Source organism: Cobetia sp. Dlab-2-AX (assembly GCF_024124625.1).
In the GTDB taxonomy this organism is placed as follows: Bacteria; Pseudomonadota; Gammaproteobacteria; order Pseudomonadales; family Halomonadaceae; genus Cobetia.
In genome coordinates this window covers 58557-78669 of sequence record NZ_JAMXRV010000002.1, presented here as the reverse complement: position 1 = coordinate 78669, position 20113 = coordinate 58557, and the positions used below count along the sequence as shown (strand labels likewise).

Sequence of the window (20113 nt, the reverse complement as noted above, 5' to 3'; positions counted from 1 at the left end):
AGTCTAAAATATTGGCTTATATGGATTAGTAAATATTGTCGGGTGGCGTCGCCAGCTGATGATATCTGTCCCACGCGCGAGGCGGGGGGTAGACCAGAGAACACACGGGAGAAGGGAATGAAGCGTCTTGGATGGTGGTTGGGGTCATTGCTGTTGGTGCCGACGCTGGCGCAAGCGCAGTTCAGTCTGGGCGAACGCTACAGCGATGCCGATGGCGACATGGTGGCGGATATCCCCGCGGACCCCGCCGAGCTGAAGGACCCCGCCACCCTGGTATTTGCCTATACCCCGGTGGAAGACCCAGCAGTCTACGCCGACGCCTGGTCTGATTTTCTGGAGTATCTGGCCGAGAAGACCGGCAAGAAGGTGCAATTCTTCCCGGTGCAGTCCAACGCCGCCCAGATCGAGGCCATGCGTGCCGGCCGCCTGCAGATTGCCGGCTTCAATACCGGTTCCACCCCGCTGGCGGTGGCCTGTGCCGGTTTCCGTCCCTTCACCATGATGGCCGCGGACGATGGCTCCTTCGGTTACGAGATGGAAATCATCACCTATCCGGGCTCCGGGATCGACAAGGTCGAGGACATCAAGGGCCGTGAGATGGCCTTCACCTCCGAGACCTCCAACTCCGGCTACAAGGCACCGTCGGCGATTCTGAAATCCGACTACGGCATGGTCGCCGGTACCGACTTCACCCCCGTGTTTTCCGGCAAGCATGACAACTCGGTCCTCGGTGTGGCGAACAAGGACTACCCGGCCGCCGCGATCGCCAACAAGGTCGCTCGTCGCATGGAGCAGCGCGGTGTGATCAAGCCCGAGCAGCTCAAGACGCTGTATACCTCCCAGACTTTCCCGACCACCAGCTACGGCATGGCGCACAACCTGACGCCGGAGCTGCAGGAGAAGATCAAGGACGCCTTCAGAACCTTCCCGTGGGAAGGCTCGTCACTGGCAGAAGAATTCACGCCGGTGGGGGAAACCCAGTTCATCCCGATTTCCTTCAAGAAGGAGTGGGAAGTCATCCGCAAGATCGACGCGGCGAACAACGTTCAATACCACTGCCGTTGATCGGCAGGGTCGGGAGTCAAACGTGCTGAAACTAGAGAAAGTCACCAAGACCTACAAGACGGGTGATCTGGCGCTCAATGCCGTCAGTCTTGAGGTACCGGCAGGGCAGGTGGTCGGGTTGATCGGCCCGTCAGGAGCGGGCAAGTCGACCTTGATCCGCTGCATCAACCGGCTGGTCGAGCCGACCTCCGGCGAGATCAGTCTGGCCGGCGAGTCCCTGACGGGTCTCAAGGGGAGCGATCTGCGCCGCGTCCGTCGGCGTATCGGGATGATCTTCCAGGAATATGCGCTGGTCGAGCGTCTGACGGTGATGGAAAACGTGCTGTCAGGCCGACTGGGCTATGTCTCGTACTGGCGCTCGCTGTTGCGTCGTTACCCGGCGGCAGACGTGCAGCAGGCGTTTGCATTGCTGGAGCGGGTGGGGCTTGCAGGACGTCACGACAAGCGCGCCGATGAGCTGTCGGGCGGGCAGCGTCAGCGAGTCGGCATCGCGCGGGCACTGGAGCAGAATCCGGAGCTGTTGCTGGTCGATGAGCCGACCGCCTCACTGGACCCCAAGACCTCGCGCCAGATCATGCGTCTGATCCAGGGCATGTGCCGCGAGCGTGGCCTGCCGGCGATCATCAACATCCACGATGTGATGCTGGCCCGCAACTTCACGGACCGCCTGATCGGGCTGCGTGCCGGGGAAGTGGTCTTCGATGGACCGCCGGACGCACTGACCGACGAGGTGCTGACCTCCATCTATGGTGCCGAGGACTGGACGCAGCTCAATCCGGAAGAGGGCGCCGAGGAGGCGGCAGACGAACCGGCGGTGCGCCCGCAGGCACTGCGCGAGCAGATGGTGGCGGCGACATGACAACACCAGCTTCCTCTTCCTACACCATGCCGCCCCGCTGGCAGCGTCCGCCGGTGATGTTCAAGCGTCGCTGGCATGCCTGGCTGTTCATGCTGTGTGCCATCGCCTATCTGGTGGTGGCAGCCTCGACCATCGAGGTCGACTGGGCACGGGTTCAGGAAGGCATGATCCGCGGCTGGCGCTTCCTGCAGGGCTTTCTGGTCCCGGATTTCACGTCGCGCTGGCGTGATATCCAGCAAGGGCTGATCGAGAGCCTGACCATGACCTGGACCTCGACGCTGGCGGGCATTCTGATCTCGATTCCCATCGGGATCGGCGCAGCACGCAATCTGGCCCCGGCGCCGATCTATTTCCTGTGCCGCTTCATCATCACGCTGTCGCGCTCCTTCCAGGAAATCATCATCGCCATCCTGCTGGTGGCCATGTTCGGCTTCGGACCCTTCGCGGGCTTTCTGACGCTGACGTTCGCCAGCATCGGCTTCGTCGCCAAGCTGCTGGCCGAGGAAATCGAAGCCTGTGAGGCCGTCCAGATCGAGGCGATTCGTGCCACCGGCGCCGGATGGTGGCAGGTGGTCAACTATGCCGTGCAGCCTCAGGTCATGCCGCGCCTGATCGGCTTGTCGCTCTATCGTCTCGACATCAATTTCCGTGAGTCCTCGGTGATCGGCATCGTCGGCGCGGGCGGGATCGGCGCGACACTCAACACGGCGATCGATCGCTACGAATACGATTCCGCCGGCGCCATCCTGATCATGATCATCGCCATCGTGCTGGTGGTGGAATATTCCTCTTCCTATATCCGTCGGTGGGTGCAATGACAGTCATGACAGACAGTTCCCCGTCTCAAGCCCCTGTCTGGCAGCGTTCTTCGTCGCGTCAGCGCCTGGTGAAGTGGGTTGTCCTGTTCTGGCTGGTGGCGTTCAGCGTCTACTGCTGGCAGGTGATGAATGAAGACACCATCTGGGCCTTCGTGGAGGATGCGCCCGCCCAGGCGGCCGATATCGGTGGACGCATGTTCCCGCCTGAGTGGAGCTACCTGGGGCGCCTGTGGCAGCCGCTGTGGGACACCCTCAACATGGCGACGCTGGGCACCGTGCTCGGCGTGATCATGGCCGTGCCGGTCGCCTTCCTTGCCGCCAGCAACACCACGCCGAGCGTGCGCTTCATCCGTCCGCTGGCGCTGCTGATCATCGTGGCCTCGCGTTCGATCAACTCGTTGATCTGGGCGCTGCTGCTGGTCGCCATCATCGGCCCGGGGCTGCTGGCGGGGGTGATCGCCATCGGGCTGCGCTCCATCGGCTTCGTCGCCAAGCTGCTCTACGAAGCCATCGAGGAGATCGATGAGCGTCAGGTCGATGCCGTGCGCGCCACCGGTGCCTCGGGGCTGCAGGTGATGAACTATGCCGTGGTGCCGCAGATTCTGCCGGCCTTCTGGGGCATCAGCGTGTTCCGCTGGGACATCAATATCCGCGAGTCGACGATTCTGGGGCTGGTCGGGGCCGGTGGGCTGGGGCTCAATCTGCAGTCCTCGCTCAACGTGCTGGCGTGGAACCAGGTCAGCATGATCTTCGTGGTGATCCTGTTTACCGTGATCGCCTCCGAGTGGGTCTCGGCCAGGGTGCGCCAGGCCGTGTTGTAACCTGGCCCATCCCCGGATCCAGATCCAGGCCCAGACCCTGAGGCATGTCCGCAACACGCACAAAGCAAGACGCCAACACCGCTGTCGCGCGCAATGCGCACAGAGGTGTTGGCGTTCTGGTTGCGGCAAATGTCTCGCCAGATCGACAACGACGGGCCGGCAAATGACGAGGCGGCTGTGTCCTGATCAGGCCGGTTCGCTGAAGGTCTCGACCAGATGCTGGGCAAACGCCTGCACACGACGCGGTTGGGCGCGCGCCGGCGGAAACAGCAGCTGCAGCGGTGAGGGCGGTGCGGCATGTTCCGGCAGCAGTTCGATCAGGCGGCCCGCATGCAGATCCTCCTTCACATCGACTTCCGATTTCAGGGCGATGCCCAATCCTTCCAGGCACCACTGGCGTACCAGTTCGCCGTCATTGGCGATCCGGTTGCCACTGACGGTGACGATCTGCGGCACCTTGTGACTACCGAAGCGCCACTCGTTGTCGAGACTCTTGCCGAAGCGCATCACCAGACAGTTGTGGTGCTTGAGGTCCACCGGCGTCAACGGCGCAGGATGCTGCGCCAGATAGGTGGGAGAGGCGCACAGCAGGCGGCGTTTCTGGCCCAGATGCCGCACGCGCAGCGTACTGTCCATGATGGTGCCGAAGCGCAGGGCAAGATCGATCCCCTGGCCGACGATATCCACGTAGCTGTCCGACAGCAGCAGTTCTATCTCGATGGTAGGGTGCTGTCGCTGGAATTCGGTGATGGCGCGAGACAGGGCATTGCGGCCCAGGTCGCTCGGTGCACTGACACGAATGCGGCCGGTGAGGGTCTGGGCGCCCAGGCGGATGCGGGTCTCGAGTTCTGACACGCTATCAAGCAGGCCGCGAGCTTCTTCCATCAGTGTCCGGCCTTCTTCGGTCAGGCTGATGGCGCGCGTGGTGCGGTTGAGCAGCACCACCCCGTAATGGGCTTCCAGCGCGGCGAGGCGTTCGGACACGGTGGTGGGCGACAGGCCCGTCTCGCGTCCTGCAGCGGTCAGGCTGCCTTTCTCGATGATGGTCAGAAACAGGGCAATATTATCCAGCAGCATTGTACGGTTTTTCCGAATTATATTTGCGCAAGTTGTACGTTTATACGGTTGAGGCTTGTGGCTAGGATGACCACATTGCCTGCGCAACTCAAGTTTCCCGATCACGCCACGGAGCCCCTTTCATGACTCAGCTGACCATCATCGCCAATATCCATGCCAAGCCGGACCAGATCGAGCAGGTCAAGGCAGCACTTCTGGCACTGGTACCCATCACTCGTGCCGAAAAAGGCTGCCTTGGCTACACCCTGCACCAGAACAACGACAACCCGGCGCATTTCACCTTTTATGAGAATTGGGCCTCGCGGGAACTCTGGCAGCAGCACATGCAGGCCCCGCACCTGGAAGACTACATGGCAGCGACGGAAGGCGCGGTCAGCGAATTCACCCTGCATGAAATGACCGCCTTCGACTGAGGGCGGGCCTGGGTCCTGGATATGGGCTCTGGCTTTCCTGGGCGGCCATGCAGGCCTGCTCGCTTTCTTTCTTCTTCAATGACCCACTCGAGGCAGTCATGACAGACCCCATCCGTATCGGCCATATCGCATTGACCTTCCATGAGGCCAGCGCTCTGGAAGTGGCACGTGTGCTGGAGAACCACGGCCATGAGGTGACCTTCGCTTCTGCTCCCCACGAAGAGGCCTTCGCGATGCTGGGGCGAGGGGAGGTCGACATTCTGGCCTCCGCCTGGTTGCCCTCGAGTCATGAGGCCTACCTGGCCCCCATGCTGGAGGAGGTCGACAAGATCGCCGTAATCTACGAACCGTATTGCATCTGGGGAGTACCGGATTACGTGCCACAAAGCGCGGTGGCAAGCGTCACGGACCTGCTGCGGGAACCGGCGCTCAGCAAGATGGAGCCCATCATTCAGGGCATCAATCCGGGGGCCGGCATCAGTCGCTTCTCGGCTGAGATGATCAAGCAATATGGTCTGGACGCCGCCGGGTATGTCTTCCGCACCGGCAGCGAAGCGGACTGCTTCGATCGTTACGAAGCGGCGGTGGCGCAGGGGCGTTGGGTCGTGGTGCCGCTGTGGCATCCGCAGTTCCTGCATCACCGCTACCGGATTCGCGCCCTCAAGGAACCCAAGGGGCTTCTGGGTACCCAGGATGAGGCCACGCTGGTGGTGCGCAAGGAGGCTCGCCAGCGCATCGGCGCCGCGGCCCTCAAGGACCTCTCTCAGCTCTACATCGGCAATCCTCGCTTGAGCGAACTGGAAGACAACCTGCGTCGTCGCGCCTGATGCGTCGCACCTGAATCTAGACAAATCCCGGGCGATGGCCACGCCACCGCCCAGTCTCTTCATCTCATCATCATCGACCCTGCCGGTGCAGCGCATAGCGCCAACCGGCGGGCAAGGAGTCCCCATGCCATTTTCTCGCCTCAAGACTGCCATCCTCATCGCCTCGCTGGGCGTTGCCACTGTCGCCGGCGCCACTCAGGCGGCCGCTGACAGCACGGCTGTTAACCCCCAGAATGCGCAAGCCGCCTCCCTGCGCGACGGCACGCTGACCACCGTCGCCGAATATTCGGACACCCGCCCCGGCAACATCACTTTCACGCCGGATGGCCGCTTGATCATGTCCCAGCAGCCACTTGATGCACCGGCGCTGCGCGTGGTCGAGATCACCCAGGACGGCAAGCGTGTGCCGTTCCCGAACCTGGACTGGGCCGATGGCCCGGAAAAGGGCGAGGTCGGCATCGCCTCGATCATCGGCGTGCACTCCGACAGTCAGGGCGTGGTGTGGATGCTCGACATGGGCAGCCAGGACAGTGCGCCCAAGCTGGTGGGCTGGGATACCCGCAGTGATTCGCTCAAGAAGGTGATTTCGCTTGCCGGTGACAGCGTGCTGCCGATCTCCTTCCTGCAGGATTTCGTCATCGATGAGCAGCGCGGCAAGATCTATATCGCTGACATGACCTTTACCGCGCCGGCCTCCAGCATGAAACCGGCTTTCGTGGTGGTGGATATCGCCAGCGGCAAGACGCGTCGCGTGCTGCAGAGCGATGAAAGGCTGATGCCGGTGGAACACGACATGGTCATCAATGGCCATCTGATGGCGGCCAAGGGCGACAAGAATGGTGAGCCGAAGCCCTGGTACCTGGGCTTGAATGCCATCGCCTTCGATCCGGCTGATGACGTCGTCTATTTCGGTGGCGTGAACGGCAGTGAGATCTATCGCTTGCCGGCGGCTGAGCTGGCCGATGATACTGCCACGGCGGCGGAACTGGCTCGCGCCATCACGCCTTACGCCTCCAAGCGTCCCAATGATGGCTTCATCTTCGATACCAAGCGCGGTGGCATCATCGCCGGTGACGCGGAGCACAACGCACTGACCTTCTCATCGCCGGAAGGTATGTCGGTGATCGCCCAGGATGACGAGCGTCTGCGCTGGCCGGATGGCTTCGCCTTCGCGCCGGATGGCAGCCTCTACCTGACCACCAACCAGCTGAACGCCCATCCGGCACTCAACCAGGGCGTGGATGGCAGTGACAAGCATTACTACCTGCTCAAGCTGACACCCGCCAACTGACCCTTGCTCTCTTGGGCCTTGGGCCTTGGGCAACACATTGCCTTGGCGCCATGGCTTTCTCGTTAGCCTGTGATCTGCGCAGGACGTGTCTCACGACCGTCCTGCGTTGTCGTTTTTGTGTCTGGCCGGCGTATCTCGCATCGCAAGCTGATCACCCGTCGGCGTCTCCTTGCACGCAACACGCAAACTCGTCATACATTATCCGCTTTATCCGGATTAACCTTGCGGTCATGGGTTGTTTTTACGCCAAGGCCAGAGAGTTAACATGCTGTCATCGCATCACGGCAAGGCCCTCAGCGCTGCCGTGACTGACCTGATCTTTAGGAGAAACTCTGATGAAAGCCATTGGTTACTACGCTGCCGGTTCCATTGATCGTGACGACGCCCTGGTCGATATCGAACTCGAGACACCGGTCGCCACCGGTCACGACCTGCTGGTCAAGGTTGCTGCGGTTTCTGTGAATCCGGTGGATTACAAGATTCGTGAGAGCCGCGAGCCGGCCGCCGGCGAAGCTGCCGTCATCGGCTGGGACGCCGTGGGCGAGGTCGTCGCCATCGGTGACCAGGTCACGGCCTTCGCCCCGGGCGACAAGGTCTGGTATGCCGGTGATATCACCCGCGCTGGCACCAACAGCGAACTCCATCTGGTGGATGAACGTATCGTCGGCCAAGCGCCCAAGTCCGTGCCGGCTCATGAGGCGGCTGCACTGCCGCTGACCACGCTGACCGGCTTCGAGATGCTGTTCGATCGCCTGCGTGTCACCGAGCCGGTGCCGGGTGCTGCACGTGCCATCCTGATCATCGGTGGGGCCGGTGGCGTGGGCTCCATCACCATCCAGCTGCTGCGTGAGCTGACCGACCTGACCATCATCGCCACGGCGTCACGCCCCCAGACTCGCGAGTGGGTGAAGTCACTGGGCGCGCATCACGTCATCGACCACAGCCAGCCGCTGCCGGCCCAGATCGAGGCGCTGGGCATTGGTGCCCCGGCCTTCGTGTTCTCGACCAACTTCTCCGAGCACTACGCGCCGCAGGTCGCCGAATTGATCGCGCCGCAGGGTCGTTTCGGCATGATCGATGACCCGGAGACCCTCGATGTGGTGCCGTTCAAGCCCAAGGCCGTTTCCATCCATTGGGAGCTGATGTTCACTCGTTCACTGTTCACCACCGCCGATATCACGCGTCAGGGTGAGATCCTCACCAAGGTGGCGGGTCTGCTGGATACTGGCAGAATCACCTCCACCGCGACGGAAACCTTCGGCACCATCAACGCCGAAAACCTCAAGCGCGCGCATGCCTTGCTGGAAAGCGGCAAGGCCAAGGGCAAGATCGTCCTCGAAGGCTTCTGATCGAAGCCACTGTTGAGGCGGTGACATGAAAGGAGTGCGGCCGGGTAACCGGTCGCACTCCTTTTCGTGAAAGACACTCTCACTGCCACCCAGCCCTCGCAAGCTGCTTTGTCTGCTGGTGTGTGCCGGGTGGCTGATAAAATGATGGAACCCTGTCATGGGCATACAGCGCCTTGATCATGTAAACCTGCGAACCGGACAGCTGAGTGCCATGCTCCAGTGGTATGGCGATGTACTGGGGCTGCACAGCGGGCCGCGACCCGATTTCTCCTTTGCCGGTGCCTGGCTTTACGCCGGGGAGGTGGCGGTCATCCATCTCATCGACATCGGTTGCCTGCCAGCGATCAGCAGTGATGCCAGTCTCCGGCTTGAGCATTTCTCGCTTGCCGCCACGGATATCGAGGCATTCGAGGCGCGCCTGGCGGCTTCCCGTACGCACTATCAGCGGATCGCGCTCGCAGGTGGCGGGCTCGTGCAACTGCACATGCGAGACCCGGACGGCAATCATCTGCATCTCGATTTTGCCACCGCAACCTGCCGCGCCGTGGCCTGAAATGACTCTAGGAAGCCATATCTGGCGCCAAGTGGCTGCCAGACTTGAGGAAAGCGTGTAGATCGCGCGTTATCCAACCTCACATTGCGCCGCTGGCGCGATAAGCTGATGGTAGGGAATGGCGATCTGGAGCGCAGAGTGTCCAGCCGTCAGCAAGATGGCCTGAGCTGGACTCAGCACATCGCACGCATACGCAATCAGCCGAGGAGGCCAACATGGCGAAGCGGTCATTTGCGGTACTGACCCTGATGGTGTCGTTGCTGGGTGCTGGCCTCGTGCAGGCTGACTCGGCGGGTGAGGGTAATGATGACAAGGACGAGGAGCGTCTGCGCCAGAAGCATCATGATCTGGAAGGTCAGGTAAAGGCGCAGCGCGTTCAGGCGCAACAGATGCGGGAATTGAAGAAGATTCAGCACCAGGAAAAGCTGGCTGAGAAGAAAGCGGTGGCAGAGGCTTCGCCGGCACATGTCTGGAAGCGGGGCGGCAAGGTGCCGGACACTGTCGCCCGGGATGATGGCCTTCGGGTCGAGAATTGGCAGCAGCACAAGCTCTCGGAACCGGGCGCCAACCAGCGCTGGCTGCAGCTCAAGAATGCCTTCGTGCTGATGAATACCGAAAGCCATGTCATCGATGAGATCGTGCTCGAGCAGTGATGCCGCGGGCAGCGATGACACTACCTATCTCTGATGCAAGCTGTCCTCATCTGGCGACGCTCTGATGGGGCGCCCACTCCCTTGCGACCATGCAATGCGCAGGCACCAATGCTTGTCACGCGCCATGGCGTGCCATATCAGTCATTACGAATATCTGCTTCTCGATGTCGTCATTACGCAACAAGGATGCGTCAACTGACGACAAATCGTTGCGAATTGTGCGCAAAAGTGGAGGTTGGCGCGCTGGCTTGCTGTGACGAACACGAGGCGATAGGGTTCTCTCATACCGTTTGTTAACACTGTTTCATAACTCTGTCTCAGACCCCGTTTCATGACCCTGATTCACAGCCTCGGCATTCATTGATGCCGAGTACGACGAGGAGGCCAGACATGCGCAATCGCACCCTGACCGTAATGATGATGATCTTCACCCTTATGACCGCGTCGCTGGCGCAGGCATCGCCCAACGACCGCGATGATCATGGCGGTCAACACAACAGCCAAGGCAACCAGCACAACAGCCACGGCAACGGGCATCAGAAGAAAAAGCAGCAGACGCGTCACGACCAGTCTCAGCGCCATCATCAGCAAAAGCATCAGGCGCAGGCCAGGCATCAAGGTCAGAAGTCACACAACTGGCGTCGCGGCGACCATGTGCCGCGCAGCTACTACGCCAACAAGCGTTATTGGGTGAGTGACTGGCGTGCTCACAAGCTGTCTGCGCCGCCGCAGGGGCATCGCTGGTTGAACATCGATGGTCGCTATGTACTGGCGGCCGTGGCGGGCGGTGCCATTACCGCGATCATCCTCAATCATTGAGGACAGTCAGACTGTCCGCGTCATGAAAAAGGGGCCTCCATCTGGAGGCCCCTTTTGCGTTTTGTGCTCGGTCGCTGCTGAGCTAAGCCGTTGCTGTGGCAGCCATTGCTGCGGTCAGTCGTTGCTGCGCTAAGCCGGCACAGCACTATTGCGAGAGCAGTGTCTCCAGCGCCTGGGCGACGCGCAGCAGCGCCACATCCTGACCCTGAGGGCGCGACAGCATCAGGCCCAGCGGTTCCTCGTTCTGTGGTGCCGGCGCCGGAATCGAGATCGAGCTGGCATCCAGGTAGTTGAAGACGCTGGTGTTGCGCAGCGCGCGCTTGTTGAGCTGGGCGAAGAGCGCGCCATCCTGCTCCAGCAGGTCACGACGCGGGGCACGCATGGCAACGGTCGGCATCAGCACCGCATCGACATCCTGCACCTGCTGAGCGAAGCGTTGCTGGATGGCGGTGCGCGGCCACAGGCGCGCCAGATATTCGCTGGAGGTGATGTCGCGCCCGCCGTTCAGGCGTTCGGCGATCAGCGGATCATACTGGGCTTCATGAATGGCCAGCAGTTCGTGATGCACGGCTGCCGCTTCCGGAATGACCAGCCCACCGCGCTGGTTGATGGCGTAAGCGGCCTCGATGGCCTCGATCGGCGCACGTTGGAGGCGAACCCCCAGCCCTTCGAGCCGTTCCAGCAGGGCGGCGAAGTCGGCGGCCACATCGGCGTCAACTTCACTGACCAGCTCGCTCTCCGGCACCAGCAGCGTCAGCGGGCGAGTGAGCGGCGTCGCGTCAGCGACCTCACCGCTCAGGACTTCCCACAGCGTGCGACAGCAGGCGACGCTGGGCGCGATGGGGCCAATGCAGTCCAGGCTCGGTGATAGCGGGAAGGCGCCATCTCCCGGCACGCTGGCCTGTGACGGCTTGAAGCCCGTCAGGCCACAGAAGGCCGCCGGTATCGCTGCCCAGGGTCGCCGCGGCCAGCCCGAAGGCGACGGAGGCTGCCCCGCCGGATGTCGAACCGCCGGTGATGCGCTCGCCATCGTAGGGGTTGGGCGGCGTGCCGACATGCGGGTTCAGGCCCAGGCCCGAGAACGCGAACTCGCTCATGCTGGTGCGGCCGGCGTGCAGGATGCCGGCGGCTTTCAGGCGGCTCAGCGCCGGGGCGTCTTGACTGGCAGGAGCGCTTCCTGCCAGTGCCCGCGAGCCTGCCAACGTCGTCATGCCGGTCTCGTCGAAGAGGTCCTTGATCGAGACCGGAACCCCTCCCAGCGGCAACGACGTCGCAGCTGCCTTGAGTTGCTGCTGAGCGGTGGCCTGCACGCTCATGGCCGCATCATCACGGCTGATGATGCTGTGACTGGCGGCCTCGCCCAGGGCCTGATGGCGCTCGGCAATTACCGTAGCGGTCTGCTCGGGGCCGAAACTGCCTGTCTGATAGGCCTCCAGCAACTGCGTCAGCGTGCGCTGGCGGGGCGGGCGCGCCCAGAATTCACGCGCCTGCTCAAGGCGCTTGTGCTCATCACTCATGCCACCACCTCAAGTTCTTCCACCTCATAACGGTGCTCGATGCGACGACCGGTCTGCGGGTCGGTCAGGCGCATGGTAAAGCTCGGGCTGGGGCGGATGCCACCGATCGCCGGCACGGTGCCGCACAGCAGTACGCTGTTGGGGGCCAGGCTGCCGTCCTTGGCGATGCCGGCCGGCAGGCGCTCCATCAGGGTAGCGACCGGCAGCAGCTCGGCGAGGGTTCCCTGCTGATAGCGCACGGTCTTGCCAGCGTCTTCGATCTCGCTTTCGATCTCGAGGCTGTCCCAGTGGTCGATGACCTCACTGAGCTTCCAGGCGTGGCGGGCAATCGGCTTGGCACACAGCTCTGTCCGCCCGAGCAGGCCAAGAAAGGCAACTGCTGATCACGTCGAACCACAAGGAGGCGCTCATGCGGCTCCTTTTTCGTGGTCGCTCGCTTCCTGATATGGGCCTCTGGAGTCGCTTGATCTGCAAGGATATCCTGAGTGATCAGGGTTTTGCCTCTTCCTCCACTGCTGCTGGCGAGTACCGTATTCCATGCTCAATCCCAAGGCGCTGACAGCGCTGAATGAGATCATCCGCCGGGGCTCACTGCGGCGCGCGGCGCGGCATCTGAATCTTGACCCTTCCGCGGTGAGTCGCCAGATCAAGCAGCTGGAAGAAGAGGTGGGTGTCGCGCTGTGCGAGCGCAGCGAGATGGGCATGCGCGCCACCCAGGCCGGGGTGTTGCTGCTGGATCACTTTCATCGCCAGCAGGCGGCAGAGGCGGCAGCGCTTTCACAGCTGGGCGCCTTGCAGGGCCTGCGCAGCGGTGAGGTGAGAATCGCAGTGGGCGAAGGCTTCATTGCCGACCTGATCTCTCTGCCCTTGCAGAGCTTCATGGCACGTCATCCCGGCATCGAGGTCGTGGTGCGCATGGCGGGGGTGAATGAGGCGACTGAGCTGCTGCGCGACTTCGAGGTGGATATCGCGCTGCTCTACGCCCCGCCTGTCGATCCGATTCTTTGCTGTCATGTGGAGACCTGCCAGCCGTTGGATCTGATCGTGCCGGCGGAGCATCCACTACTCGAGATCGCAGAGCCGTTGACGCTTTCGCAGGTGGCGCAATGGCCGCTGGCGCTGATCGATGAATGCACCGGCATGCGCCAGATGGTCAATCAGGCGGCGCAGCAGGAGCGAGTCTCGCTGCGCGCGCAGTTGCGCACCAATTCCGTGTCGGTGCTCAAGAATTTCGTGCGTTCGGGGATCGGCGTGACCTTCATGCCGGAGTTGAGCGTGGTGGAAGAGCTGCGGCGTGGCGATATCTGCCTGCTGCCGATGCAGCACCCTGCGCTGGCGATGACCCGTGCGCAGATGTGTACGCGGCGTGGGCGCGAGATGACCGTCGCCGTCGAGGCCTGCGTCACCCACCTTCAGCAGGGCCTGCGATTCTTTACCGCGGATGCGCCACGCCTGCTGGGCAAGTGATGTTCGACAAGTGTCATTCGTCATGTGACATTCAAGCAGCATCGCTCGACGCACAGGCCAGGGTATTGGCGCTGACGGGCGATTGTCCTGCTCGATCTCCTCATACGGCTGTCCCATTGCACAGGCCATTCTCTCGCTCAGTGCAGCATGTCACAGAACGCCCCGACTGCCTCGTACAGCCCATGCTGGCGGGGCAGTCGTCGTCAGGAAGGGTACTATCAAGGCGCTTTTTCAGGTGTGGACGAAAAAACAACACTCAGGCGATTGATTAGTCTACAGCGGCAACGCTACTTTCGAGGTGTGAAGGCGAAAGTCCCTCACCTTGACTGGCCGCAGGGCCACACTGACAAAGGCGGCGTCACTCCCGCCGCATACAACGAATATTTACAACAACAAAAGGGAATCCACATGTCCTTGTCCAAGACATCTCTGCTGCGCAAGACGCTTACCGGTTCCACTCTGGCGCTCAGTCTGCTCGCGGCCAGCGTGCAGGCCCAGACCATCAATCTCAGCTACAACGGTGCGCCGGATGCCGACAAGAATGCCGTGCACGTCTTTGCCAGCAACCTGAAGACGCTGGTGGAAGAGAAGACCGATGGTGAACTGGAACTCAAGCTCTATCCCAACAGCATGCTGGGTGAAGAGCAGGAACGCATGGAGCAGGTGATCAGCTCGCCGAGTCTGAACATCGCTTCCTTCGCGGGCATGGCCCCCATCGTGCCGGAAGTCTATGTCAGCGCGACACCGTTCATGTTCGACGGCTTTGAGGATGCCCGCCGTTTCTTCGATGAAGGTCAGTACTGGCAGCAGGTGCAGCAGCTATTCAGCGAGCGCACCAATGGCGCCGAGATTCTGGCTGTCGTGGAGGAAGGGGGCTTTCTGGCCTTCACCAATGACAAGCGGCCGATTACCAGCCCCGATGACTTCGAAGGGCTTCGCTTCCGTGCGATGGACCCAAGCCAGGTAGCGCTCTATGAGGCCTTCGGTGCCTCGGGCACGCCGATTCCGTGGACGGAGGTCTACATGGCGCTGCGCACCGGGGTGGCGGATGGCCAGATGAACCCGCCGATGTACATCCTGCTGGGCAGTCTGCAGGAAGTGCAGAAGTACCTGACGCTGGCCAACATCCAGTACTCCGATCAGTTCCTGGTCGCCAGTGGTCAGCTGCTCGAGAGCCTGTCGGAGGAGGAGCGCACGGCACTGCTCGAGGCCGTCAAGGAAGCCAATGCCCAGGCCCGCCATGACAACCAGAGCCAGGTCGAATCGCGCATCGCCTCGCTGGAAGAGCAGGGCATGCAAGTGATCCGCCCGAGCGAGGCGGACCTCGAGGCGTTTCGCAGCAAGGGCCAGCCGGCCTATCTGGAATGGCTCAAGAGCCAGGACATCGCGCCAGAGCTGATCGATACCGCCATGAAGGATGCCGGCCTGTCTTCATGATGGCTTGTTGCGATGGTCTTTCGAGATGGCTTGTTGCGATGGTCTTTCGAGATGGCTTGTTGCGATGGTCTGTTGCGATGACCTGACACGCTGATTCGGTGAAAGGCGAGTGACGCTCAAGCATCAGCGAGCATCTCGCTGCGGTACCCGGTGCCCGGGCAATGACAGTCCGGGCATCGAGGCTCTGAATTTCCCTCCTTGCTGGTGGATTGCGGTAAATGACTTCCATGACTCCTTCACGACAGCCTTCCCTGCGGGAAGGCCTGCTGCTTGCCTGTGGCCGCGTGACGCTGGCGATCGCGGCGGTACTGCTGGCTTCCACGGTGCTGATCATGCTTTACGGCGTGGTGATGCGCTATGTACTGGGCGGCGCGCCCATCTGGGTCGATGAACTGACCCGCTATCTCATCATCGCCAGTGTCATGCTGGCGATCGGCGTCGTCTGGGCGGAAGGGGCGCACATGCGCGTGGCGCTGCTCGAACGGCGTCTGCCTCCACGCATGGCCAAGGTGCTGATCCATTACCAATGGTGGCTGACGCTGGTGCTGATGGCCGGAGCGAGCTGGATGACCTTGCACTACGCCATGTCGGCGAGCATGTTCCGCACCATGGGGCTGGGTATCAGTCGCAGCGTGCCGATGCTCTCGATGCCGATCGGCTTCGCGCTGATCACGGTGCAGGTCCTGCTGCATGGCCCACGGCCGCTGACATCCCAGACACTGGAGATCGCACCGGACGAGGAGGCTGCCGGCCTTCCGGCGCATGATGACAAGACAGGAGGGCCGCGCACATGATCTGGGCAATGCTGGCCATCTTCGTCGTGCACGTCCTGCTGGGCCTGCCGCTGTTTCTCTCCTTGCTCGCCACCGCCGTGACCGGCTTCTTGTTCGTCGATATTTCGATGCTGGAGCGCCTTGGGCCGCAGCAGTTCTTCGGCGGCATCAATGCCTTCTCGCTGATGGCGATTCCGCTGTTCATTCTCGCCGGCAACCTGATGAACATCAGTGGCCTGACCGAACGCCTCATGCGTCTGGCGCGTCTGATGGTCGGGCATCTGCGCGGTGGCATGGGCCATGTCAACGTCGTTTCCAGTGTGTTCTTCGCCGGCGTGAATGGCTCGGCGGTCGCCGATACTTCCGCGCTGGGCTCACTGCTGGTGCCGGCCATGCGCAAGGAGGGCTATTCGACGTCCTTCGCCGCAGGCCTCACGGCGGGCAGCTCGTTGATCGGGCCGATCATCCCGCCCAGCATCTTCATGATCCTCTACGCCTCGCTGACCAATACCTCCGTGGGCAGCCTGTTCCTGGCCGGTGTCGTGCCGGGGCTTGTACTGGCGGTGGCGTTCATGGCCATGAATGCCTGGTATGCCCGACGTCATGGTCTGCAGGCTCGTGGCCAGGCACCGGCATGGAGTGAAGTGATCTCGGCGGTCATCGGCGCGCTGCCGGCATTGGTGGCACCGGTGATCATCGTCTCCGGTATCGTGCTGGGCATCGTGACCCCGACCGAATCCGGCGCCTTGATCGTGGCCTATGTGCTGCTCTGCGGGCTGTGCCAGGGGCCGCTCAAGCTGGTCGAGGTGTGGGGTGCCATCAAGGATACGGCACGGCTTACCAGCGCCATCTTCGTGATCATGGCGGTATCGTCCATCGTCAGCTGGCTGTTGTCCTATGCCCAGGTGCCCAACCAGTTCGTGGCATTGCTGACACCCTATATCGACAGCCCGATCCTGATCCTGTTGCTGCTCAGCGCCATCACCTTCGTCACTGGCATGTTCATGGAGGAAGTCTCGGCCTTGATGCTGTTGACGCCGATCTTCGTGCCCGTGGCCATGGCCGCCGGCATCGACCCCGTACACCTGGGTGTCATCATCACGCTCAATATCACCATCGCGTTGATCACGCCGCCGATGGGCGCCTGCGTGTTCGTGGCCGCCGCGGTCAGCAAGCTCGAGATCACCTCACTGTTTCGTACCATCTGGCCATTCGTGCTGGTGGCGGTCGCGGTGCTGCTGATGCTGATCATCTTCCCGCCTCTTACCCTGTGGTTGCCGACCCTGTCTGGATAACACCTCATGACGTCAACATTGAATCGCCCAATTCCCCCCATTCCGAGTCATGACGAGCCGGACTGGACGCAGGTCACCCGAATCCCCGTCAAGGGCTGTGACAGTACTCTGGTGCCGACCAGCCTCGGGCCGTCATGTCTGAAGGTCTATCCCGCCTATGCGCGCCTCGGTATCCCCGGGGCAGTCAATGAATGTCTGGTACGGCGCGCGGTGTATCAGCGCCTGTTGCAGGCCGCGCGCGCATTACCGCAAGGGCTTTCGTTGGTGGTGATGGATGGTTGGCGCCCCTGGCGGGTGCAGCAGTATTTGTTCGAGACGCTGTATCAGTCGCTCAAGACGTATGACCCTGAGCTTGATGAGGAGCAGCTGCTGGCGCGTACGCGCGAATTCGTCTCGCTGCCCAGCCGTGACCCAGACGCGCCGAGTCCGCATCTCACCGGCGGCGCCGTCGATGTCACCCTGTGTGACGCCGATGGCTTGCTGCTCGAGATGGGGACGCTGTTTGACGAGGCGACCCCCGAGTCCCACGCCGATCATTTCGAGCGTCATCCGCCTGCCAGAGATACGCCCCAGGCCGAGGCACGCGACAACCGGCGTCTGCTCTATCACGTCATGACCGAGGCCGGTTTCACCAATCTGCCCAGCGAATGGTGGCACTTCGATTTCGGTGATCAGCTCTGGGCCTGGTACCGCGGCGAACCCGAGGCGCTGTTCGGTCCGGCGGAGATGGACAGCATCGAGAGCCTCTGGAAACGCTCACTGGCGTGAAGGTGTCTGAGAATGCCTGACAGCCGCTAGCCTGCAAGACACGAAAGCCCCGCTCGATGACGACTCGAGCGGGGCTTTCGTTTCAGCAGCTTATGCGATCAGCGTTCAGCGGGCCGTGCCTGATGGTTCAGCTGACGATCTCGGCCTGATCGAGCATCGCATGGAAGAGCACGTTGCAGCCGGCGTGCAGGTCCTTGGGTGCGGCGTTCTCGATCTCGTTGTGGCTGATGCCGCCTTCGCAGGGCACGAAGATCATGCCGGCGGGGGCGATACGGCCCATGAAGATGGCGTCGTGGCCGGCGCCGCTGACGATATCGAGATGCGAGTAGCCGAGCTGGCTGGCGGCATTGCGCACCGCATTCACGCAGTTGTCGGCGAAGTGTTCCGGCACGAAGTCGGCGGTGGGGGTGAGCTCGTAGGTCAGGCGATGCCGCTGGCTGACGGCTTCGACGACTTCTTTCAGCTCCGCGACCATCGCGGTGAGGGAGTCGGGCTCCAGCGAGCGCAGGTCGATGGTCATGTTGACCTGCCCGGGGATGACGTTGCGCGAGCCCGGGTGGACCTGCATCACGCCCACGGTACCGCGGCCATGCGGCGCGTGATCGATGGCGATGCGATTGACGGCGACGGTGATCTCGGCCGCGCCAAGCATGGCGTCCTTGCGCAGTGACATGGGCGTGGGGCCCGCGTGCGCCTCCTGACCGGTCAGAGTCAGATCGAACCAGCGCTGACCCAGCGCGCCCATCACCACGCCGATGGTGGTCGCTTCATCTTCCAGAATCGGGCCCTGCTCGATGTGGCTCTCGAAGAAGGCGCGCACGTTCTCGCGGGGGATCTCATCGCTGCCGCGATAGCCGATGGCGTCCAGTGCCTCACCGGCGGTCACGCCGTCGCTGTCCTGCTGGGCGAGCATCTCATGCAGTGACAACTGGCCGGTATGCACGCCGGACCCCATCATGCAGGGCGCGAAGCGACAGCCTTCTTCATTGGTCCAGATCACCACTTCCACCGGGCAGCGGGTCTTGATGTCGTGCTGGTTAAGGCTGCGCAGGACCTCAAGTCCGGCCATCACCCCGAAGCAGCCATCGAACTTGCCGCCGGTCGGCTGGGTATCGATGTGGCTGCCGGTCATCACCGCCGGTGCGTCCGGATCGGTGCCGGCGCGACGCGCGAAGATGTTGCCGATGGCATCGATACGGATCGTGCAGCCCTCGGCCTTGCACCATTGAATGAAGAGATCGCGCGCCTGGCGGTCCAGCTCGGTCAGCGCCTGGCGGTTGACGCCGCCCTTGGGCGTGGCGCCCAGCTCGGCCAGGGTCATCAGTGATTGCCACAGGCGATCGCTGTCGGTACGCAGCTCGTTCAGGGTATTCGCGGGCGATGTGTCCATCAGGGCAGTGGTCATCGGCTTGATCCTTTCGTGGGTATTGTTGTTGTGATGTGTCGTGCGGTTTCAGGCTTTGCTGTCAGCCATCAGCTGCGCGGGGGTGACGAGCAACTGGTCGGCCATCTCCACCTCGAGTGCCGTCATGTGGTGCTCGGCATCCTGCATGTGTTCTGTCATGAGCTGTCTGACCTGCTCATGGTCCTCGTGGCGAAACGCCGTGATCAGGCTGGAGTGGTAATGCTGATTGGCCTGGTCGAACTGCTTGCGCTCCGGCAGGTAGGCCTTCTTGATGACGACCAGCTCATGCAGCATGTCGTTGAGGAACTGGCACATGAAGCTGAGCAGCGGGTTGGGGCAGGCGCGGGCCAGTACCTGATGGAATTCGATTTCCAGGAAGCGCTGGCGCCGCTGGTCCTCTTCCTGTGGCTGGTGGCAACTGCAGTCATGGACATTGTTCTCGAGCGCCACCAGGTCCTCTTCGCTGAGCAGGCCCACCACCGAGACCGCCATCTCGACTTCCAGCAGTCGGCGTAACTGATAGACCTGGGCACCATTCAGTGTCTTGAAATGCAGGAAGCTTCTCAGCATGCGGCTGGCGGGCTCCATGCTCGGCGCATTGAGCACGGCACCGCCATTGGGCCCCGTCTTCAGGGTGATCAAGCCCTCGACCTCGAGAATCTTGAGGGCTTCGCGCAGCGTGCCCTTGGCGCAGCCGTACTGGGCCATCAGCGCCTTCTCGTTGGGCAGCCGGTCGCCTTCGCTCAACCCATCGCGCACGATGCTGCGCCTCAGGTCATCACTGATCAGCTCGGCCAGCTTCTGCCGTTTGGGCAGGTGGGTGCCAGAGGCGTTGGCACTGGTGCTGGAACGTGAAGTGTCCAGAGGGGAAGGCGATGTCGGCATGCGGTGTCCTGAATGGGCGAG

General features: G+C 62.2%; 20 protein-coding genes and 1 pseudogene. 16 read left to right on the top strand and 5 right to left on the bottom strand.

Features of this window, described 5'->3' with window-relative positions; all coding sequences use genetic code 11:
• The first annotated feature begins 117 nt into the window (after positions 1 to 117).
• The 4 genes from phnD to phnE (NH396_RS03425) are packed head-to-tail and all read left to right on the top strand — an operon-like array spanning position 118 to position 3563.
• A complete protein-coding gene (gene phnD, locus NH396_RS03440) occupies positions 118 to 1065 on the top strand; it encodes a phosphate/phosphite/phosphonate ABC transporter substrate-binding protein (protein ID WP_253061682.1) in 948 nt (315 codons plus the stop codon).
• A gap of 22 nt (positions 1066 to 1087) precedes the next feature.
• Positions 1088 to 1924 (top strand): phosphonate ABC transporter ATP-binding protein, encoded by an 837-nt coding sequence (gene phnC, locus NH396_RS03435; RefSeq protein WP_253061680.1) that lies wholly within the window; start codon positions 1088 to 1090, stop codon positions 1922 to 1924.
• Between the two features lie 56 nt (positions 1925 to 1980).
• Positions 1981 to 2742 carry a phosphonate ABC transporter, permease protein PhnE gene (phnE, locus tag NH396_RS03430; RefSeq protein WP_253062182.1) on the top strand — a complete coding sequence of 254 codons (762 nt, stop codon included), beginning with the start codon at positions 1981 to 1983 and terminating at the stop codon, positions 2740 to 2742.
• Positions 2739 to 3563: a phosphonate ABC transporter, permease protein PhnE gene (gene phnE, locus NH396_RS03425; protein WP_306424379.1), complete on the top strand. Its 825-nt coding sequence runs from the start codon at positions 2739 to 2741 to the stop codon at positions 3561 to 3563. Before phnE (NH396_RS03430) ends, phnE (NH396_RS03425) begins: the two co-directional genes overlap by 4 nt.
• Positions 3564 to 3749: 186 nt before the next feature.
• Here the strand turns inward: phnE (NH396_RS03425) and NH396_RS03420 are convergent, their stop codons facing one another.
• Entirely contained in the window at positions 3750 to 4640 is an 891-nt protein-coding gene (locus NH396_RS03420; protein ID WP_253061676.1) for a LysR family transcriptional regulator, read from the bottom strand.
• A gap of 122 nt (positions 4641 to 4762) precedes the next feature.
• On the opposite strand from NH396_RS03420, the gene NH396_RS03415 reads away from it, so the two are divergent.
• The 7 genes from NH396_RS03415 to NH396_RS03385 all read left to right on the top strand — a co-directional run bounded on the left by NH396_RS03415 (position 4763) and on the right by NH396_RS03385 (position 10545).
• Complete coding sequence (locus NH396_RS03415; protein ID WP_176676911.1) at positions 4763 to 5053, top strand: putative quinol monooxygenase; 291 nt, start codon at positions 4763 to 4765, stop codon at positions 5051 to 5053.
• 98 nt (positions 5054 to 5151) lie between these two features.
• Entirely contained in the window at positions 5152 to 5880 is a 729-nt protein-coding gene (locus tag NH396_RS03410) for a glycine betaine ABC transporter substrate-binding protein (protein WP_253061674.1), read from the top strand.
• Positions 5881 to 6004: 124 nt separating this feature from the next.
• Positions 6005 to 7171 carry a major royal jelly family protein gene (locus tag NH396_RS03405; protein WP_253061672.1) on the top strand — a complete coding sequence of 389 codons (1167 nt, stop codon included), beginning with the start codon at positions 6005 to 6007 and terminating at the stop codon, positions 7169 to 7171.
• A gap of 335 nt (positions 7172 to 7506) precedes the next feature.
• Positions 7507 to 8520: a zinc-binding alcohol dehydrogenase family protein gene (locus NH396_RS03400; RefSeq protein ID WP_253061670.1), complete on the top strand. Its 1014-nt coding sequence runs from the start codon at positions 7507 to 7509 to the stop codon at positions 8518 to 8520.
• Positions 8521 to 8677: 157 nt separating this feature from the next.
• Positions 8678 to 9073: a VOC family protein gene (locus NH396_RS03395; RefSeq protein WP_253061668.1), complete on the top strand. Its 396-nt coding sequence runs from the start codon at positions 8678 to 8680 to the stop codon at positions 9071 to 9073.
• A 215-nt stretch (positions 9074 to 9288) separates the two neighbouring features.
• Complete coding sequence (locus tag NH396_RS03390; protein ID WP_253061666.1) at positions 9289 to 9726, top strand: RcnB family protein; 438 nt, start codon at positions 9289 to 9291, stop codon at positions 9724 to 9726.
• Between the two features lie 390 nt (positions 9727 to 10116).
• The gene (locus tag NH396_RS03385) at positions 10117 to 10545 is read left to right on the top strand and encodes an RcnB family protein (RefSeq protein WP_253061664.1); all 429 of its coding nucleotides are present in this window, start codon (positions 10117 to 10119) and stop codon (positions 10543 to 10545) included.
• A gap of 145 nt (positions 10546 to 10690) precedes the next feature.
• Here NH396_RS03385 and NH396_RS03380 read toward each other — a convergent pair.
• Positions 10691 to 11861, bottom strand: a pseudogene (locus tag NH396_RS03380) (amidase family protein).
• A 197-nt stretch (positions 11862 to 12058) separates the two neighbouring features.
• Positions 12059 to 12406 (bottom strand): DUF2848 family protein, encoded by a 348-nt coding sequence (locus NH396_RS03375; protein WP_290441698.1) that lies wholly within the window; start codon positions 12404 to 12406, stop codon positions 12059 to 12061.
• 193 nt (positions 12407 to 12599) lie between these two features.
• On the opposite strand from NH396_RS03375, the gene NH396_RS03370 reads away from it, so the two are divergent.
• The 5 genes from NH396_RS03370 to NH396_RS03350 all read left to right on the top strand — a co-directional run bounded on the left by NH396_RS03370 (position 12600) and on the right by NH396_RS03350 (position 17802).
• A complete protein-coding gene (locus NH396_RS03370; RefSeq protein ID WP_253061662.1) occupies positions 12600 to 13529 on the top strand; it encodes a LysR family transcriptional regulator in 930 nt (309 codons plus the stop codon).
• 408 nt (positions 13530 to 13937) lie between these two features.
• Entirely contained in the window at positions 13938 to 14966 is a 1029-nt protein-coding gene (gene dctP / locus NH396_RS03365; RefSeq protein ID WP_253061660.1) for a TRAP transporter substrate-binding protein DctP, read from the top strand.
• Positions 14967 to 15184: 218 nt separating this feature from the next.
• Positions 15185 to 15760 (top strand): TRAP transporter small permease, encoded by a 576-nt coding sequence (locus NH396_RS03360; RefSeq protein ID WP_253061658.1) that lies wholly within the window; start codon positions 15185 to 15187, stop codon positions 15758 to 15760.
• The gene (locus NH396_RS03355; RefSeq protein ID WP_253061656.1) at positions 15757 to 17034 is read left to right on the top strand and encodes a TRAP transporter large permease; all 1278 of its coding nucleotides are present in this window, start codon (positions 15757 to 15759) and stop codon (positions 17032 to 17034) included. The genes NH396_RS03360 and NH396_RS03355 overlap by 4 nt, the downstream gene beginning before the upstream one ends.
• A gap of 6 nt (positions 17035 to 17040) precedes the next feature.
• Positions 17041 to 17802: a M15 family metallopeptidase gene (locus NH396_RS03350; protein WP_253061654.1), complete on the top strand. Its 762-nt coding sequence runs from the start codon at positions 17041 to 17043 to the stop codon at positions 17800 to 17802.
• Between the two features lie 127 nt (positions 17803 to 17929).
• Here NH396_RS03350 and NH396_RS03345 read toward each other — a convergent pair whose 3' ends face one another.
• Positions 17930 to 19207: a Zn-dependent hydrolase gene (locus tag NH396_RS03345; protein ID WP_253061652.1), complete on the bottom strand. Its 1278-nt coding sequence runs from the start codon at positions 19205 to 19207 to the stop codon at positions 17930 to 17932.
• A 48-nt stretch (positions 19208 to 19255) separates the two neighbouring features.
• Complete coding sequence (locus tag NH396_RS03340; protein ID WP_253061650.1) at positions 19256 to 20092, bottom strand: FCD domain-containing protein; 837 nt, start codon at positions 20090 to 20092, stop codon at positions 19256 to 19258.
• Between the last annotated feature and the right edge of the window lie 21 nt (positions 20093 to 20113).

Bases quoted from the DNA above. Each gene is read 5' to 3' on its own strand.
- NH396_RS03345 (WP_253061652.1), bottom strand. From the start codon at position 19,207: ATGACCACTGCCCTGATGGACACATCGCCCGCGAATACCCTGAACGAG.
- phnE (WP_306424379.1), top strand. From the start codon at position 2,739: ATGACAGTCATGACAGACAGTTCCCCGTCTCAAGCCCCTGTCTGGCAG.
- NH396_RS03405 (WP_253061672.1), top strand. From the start codon at position 6,005: ATGCCATTTTCTCGCCTCAAGACTGCCATCCTCATCGCCTCGCTGGGC.
- phnD (WP_253061682.1), top strand. From the start codon at position 118: ATGAAGCGTCTTGGATGGTGGTTGGGGTCATTGCTGTTGGTGCCGACG.
- dctP (WP_253061660.1), top strand. From the start codon at position 13,938: ATGTCCTTGTCCAAGACATCTCTGCTGCGCAAGACGCTTACCGGTTCC.
- NH396_RS03370 (WP_253061662.1), top strand. From the start codon at position 12,600: ATGCTCAATCCCAAGGCGCTGACAGCGCTGAATGAGATCATCCGCCGG.
- NH396_RS03350 (WP_253061654.1), top strand. From the start codon at position 17,041: ATGACGTCAACATTGAATCGCCCAATTCCCCCCATTCCGAGTCATGAC.
- NH396_RS03395 (WP_253061668.1), top strand. From the start codon at position 8,678: ATGGGCATACAGCGCCTTGATCATGTAAACCTGCGAACCGGACAGCTG.
- phnE (WP_253062182.1), top strand. From the start codon at position 1,981: ATGTTCAAGCGTCGCTGGCATGCCTGGCTGTTCATGCTGTGTGCCATC.
- NH396_RS03415 (WP_176676911.1), top strand. From the start codon at position 4,763: ATGACTCAGCTGACCATCATCGCCAATATCCATGCCAAGCCGGACCAG.
- NH396_RS03340 (WP_253061650.1), bottom strand. From the start codon at position 20,092: ATGCCGACATCGCCTTCCCCTCTGGACACTTCACGTTCCAGCACCAGT.
- NH396_RS03360 (WP_253061658.1), top strand. From the start codon at position 15,185: ATGACTTCCATGACTCCTTCACGACAGCCTTCCCTGCGGGAAGGCCTG.
- NH396_RS03420 (WP_253061676.1), bottom strand. From the start codon at position 4,640: ATGCTGCTGGATAATATTGCCCTGTTTCTGACCATCATCGAGAAAGGC.
- NH396_RS03400 (WP_253061670.1), top strand. From the start codon at position 7,507: ATGAAAGCCATTGGTTACTACGCTGCCGGTTCCATTGATCGTGACGAC.
- NH396_RS03390 (WP_253061666.1), top strand. From the start codon at position 9,289: ATGGCGAAGCGGTCATTTGCGGTACTGACCCTGATGGTGTCGTTGCTG.
- NH396_RS03385 (WP_253061664.1), top strand. From the start codon at position 10,117: ATGCGCAATCGCACCCTGACCGTAATGATGATGATCTTCACCCTTATG.
- NH396_RS03355 (WP_253061656.1), top strand. From the start codon at position 15,757: ATGATCTGGGCAATGCTGGCCATCTTCGTCGTGCACGTCCTGCTGGGC.
- NH396_RS03410 (WP_253061674.1), top strand. From the start codon at position 5,152: ATGACAGACCCCATCCGTATCGGCCATATCGCATTGACCTTCCATGAG.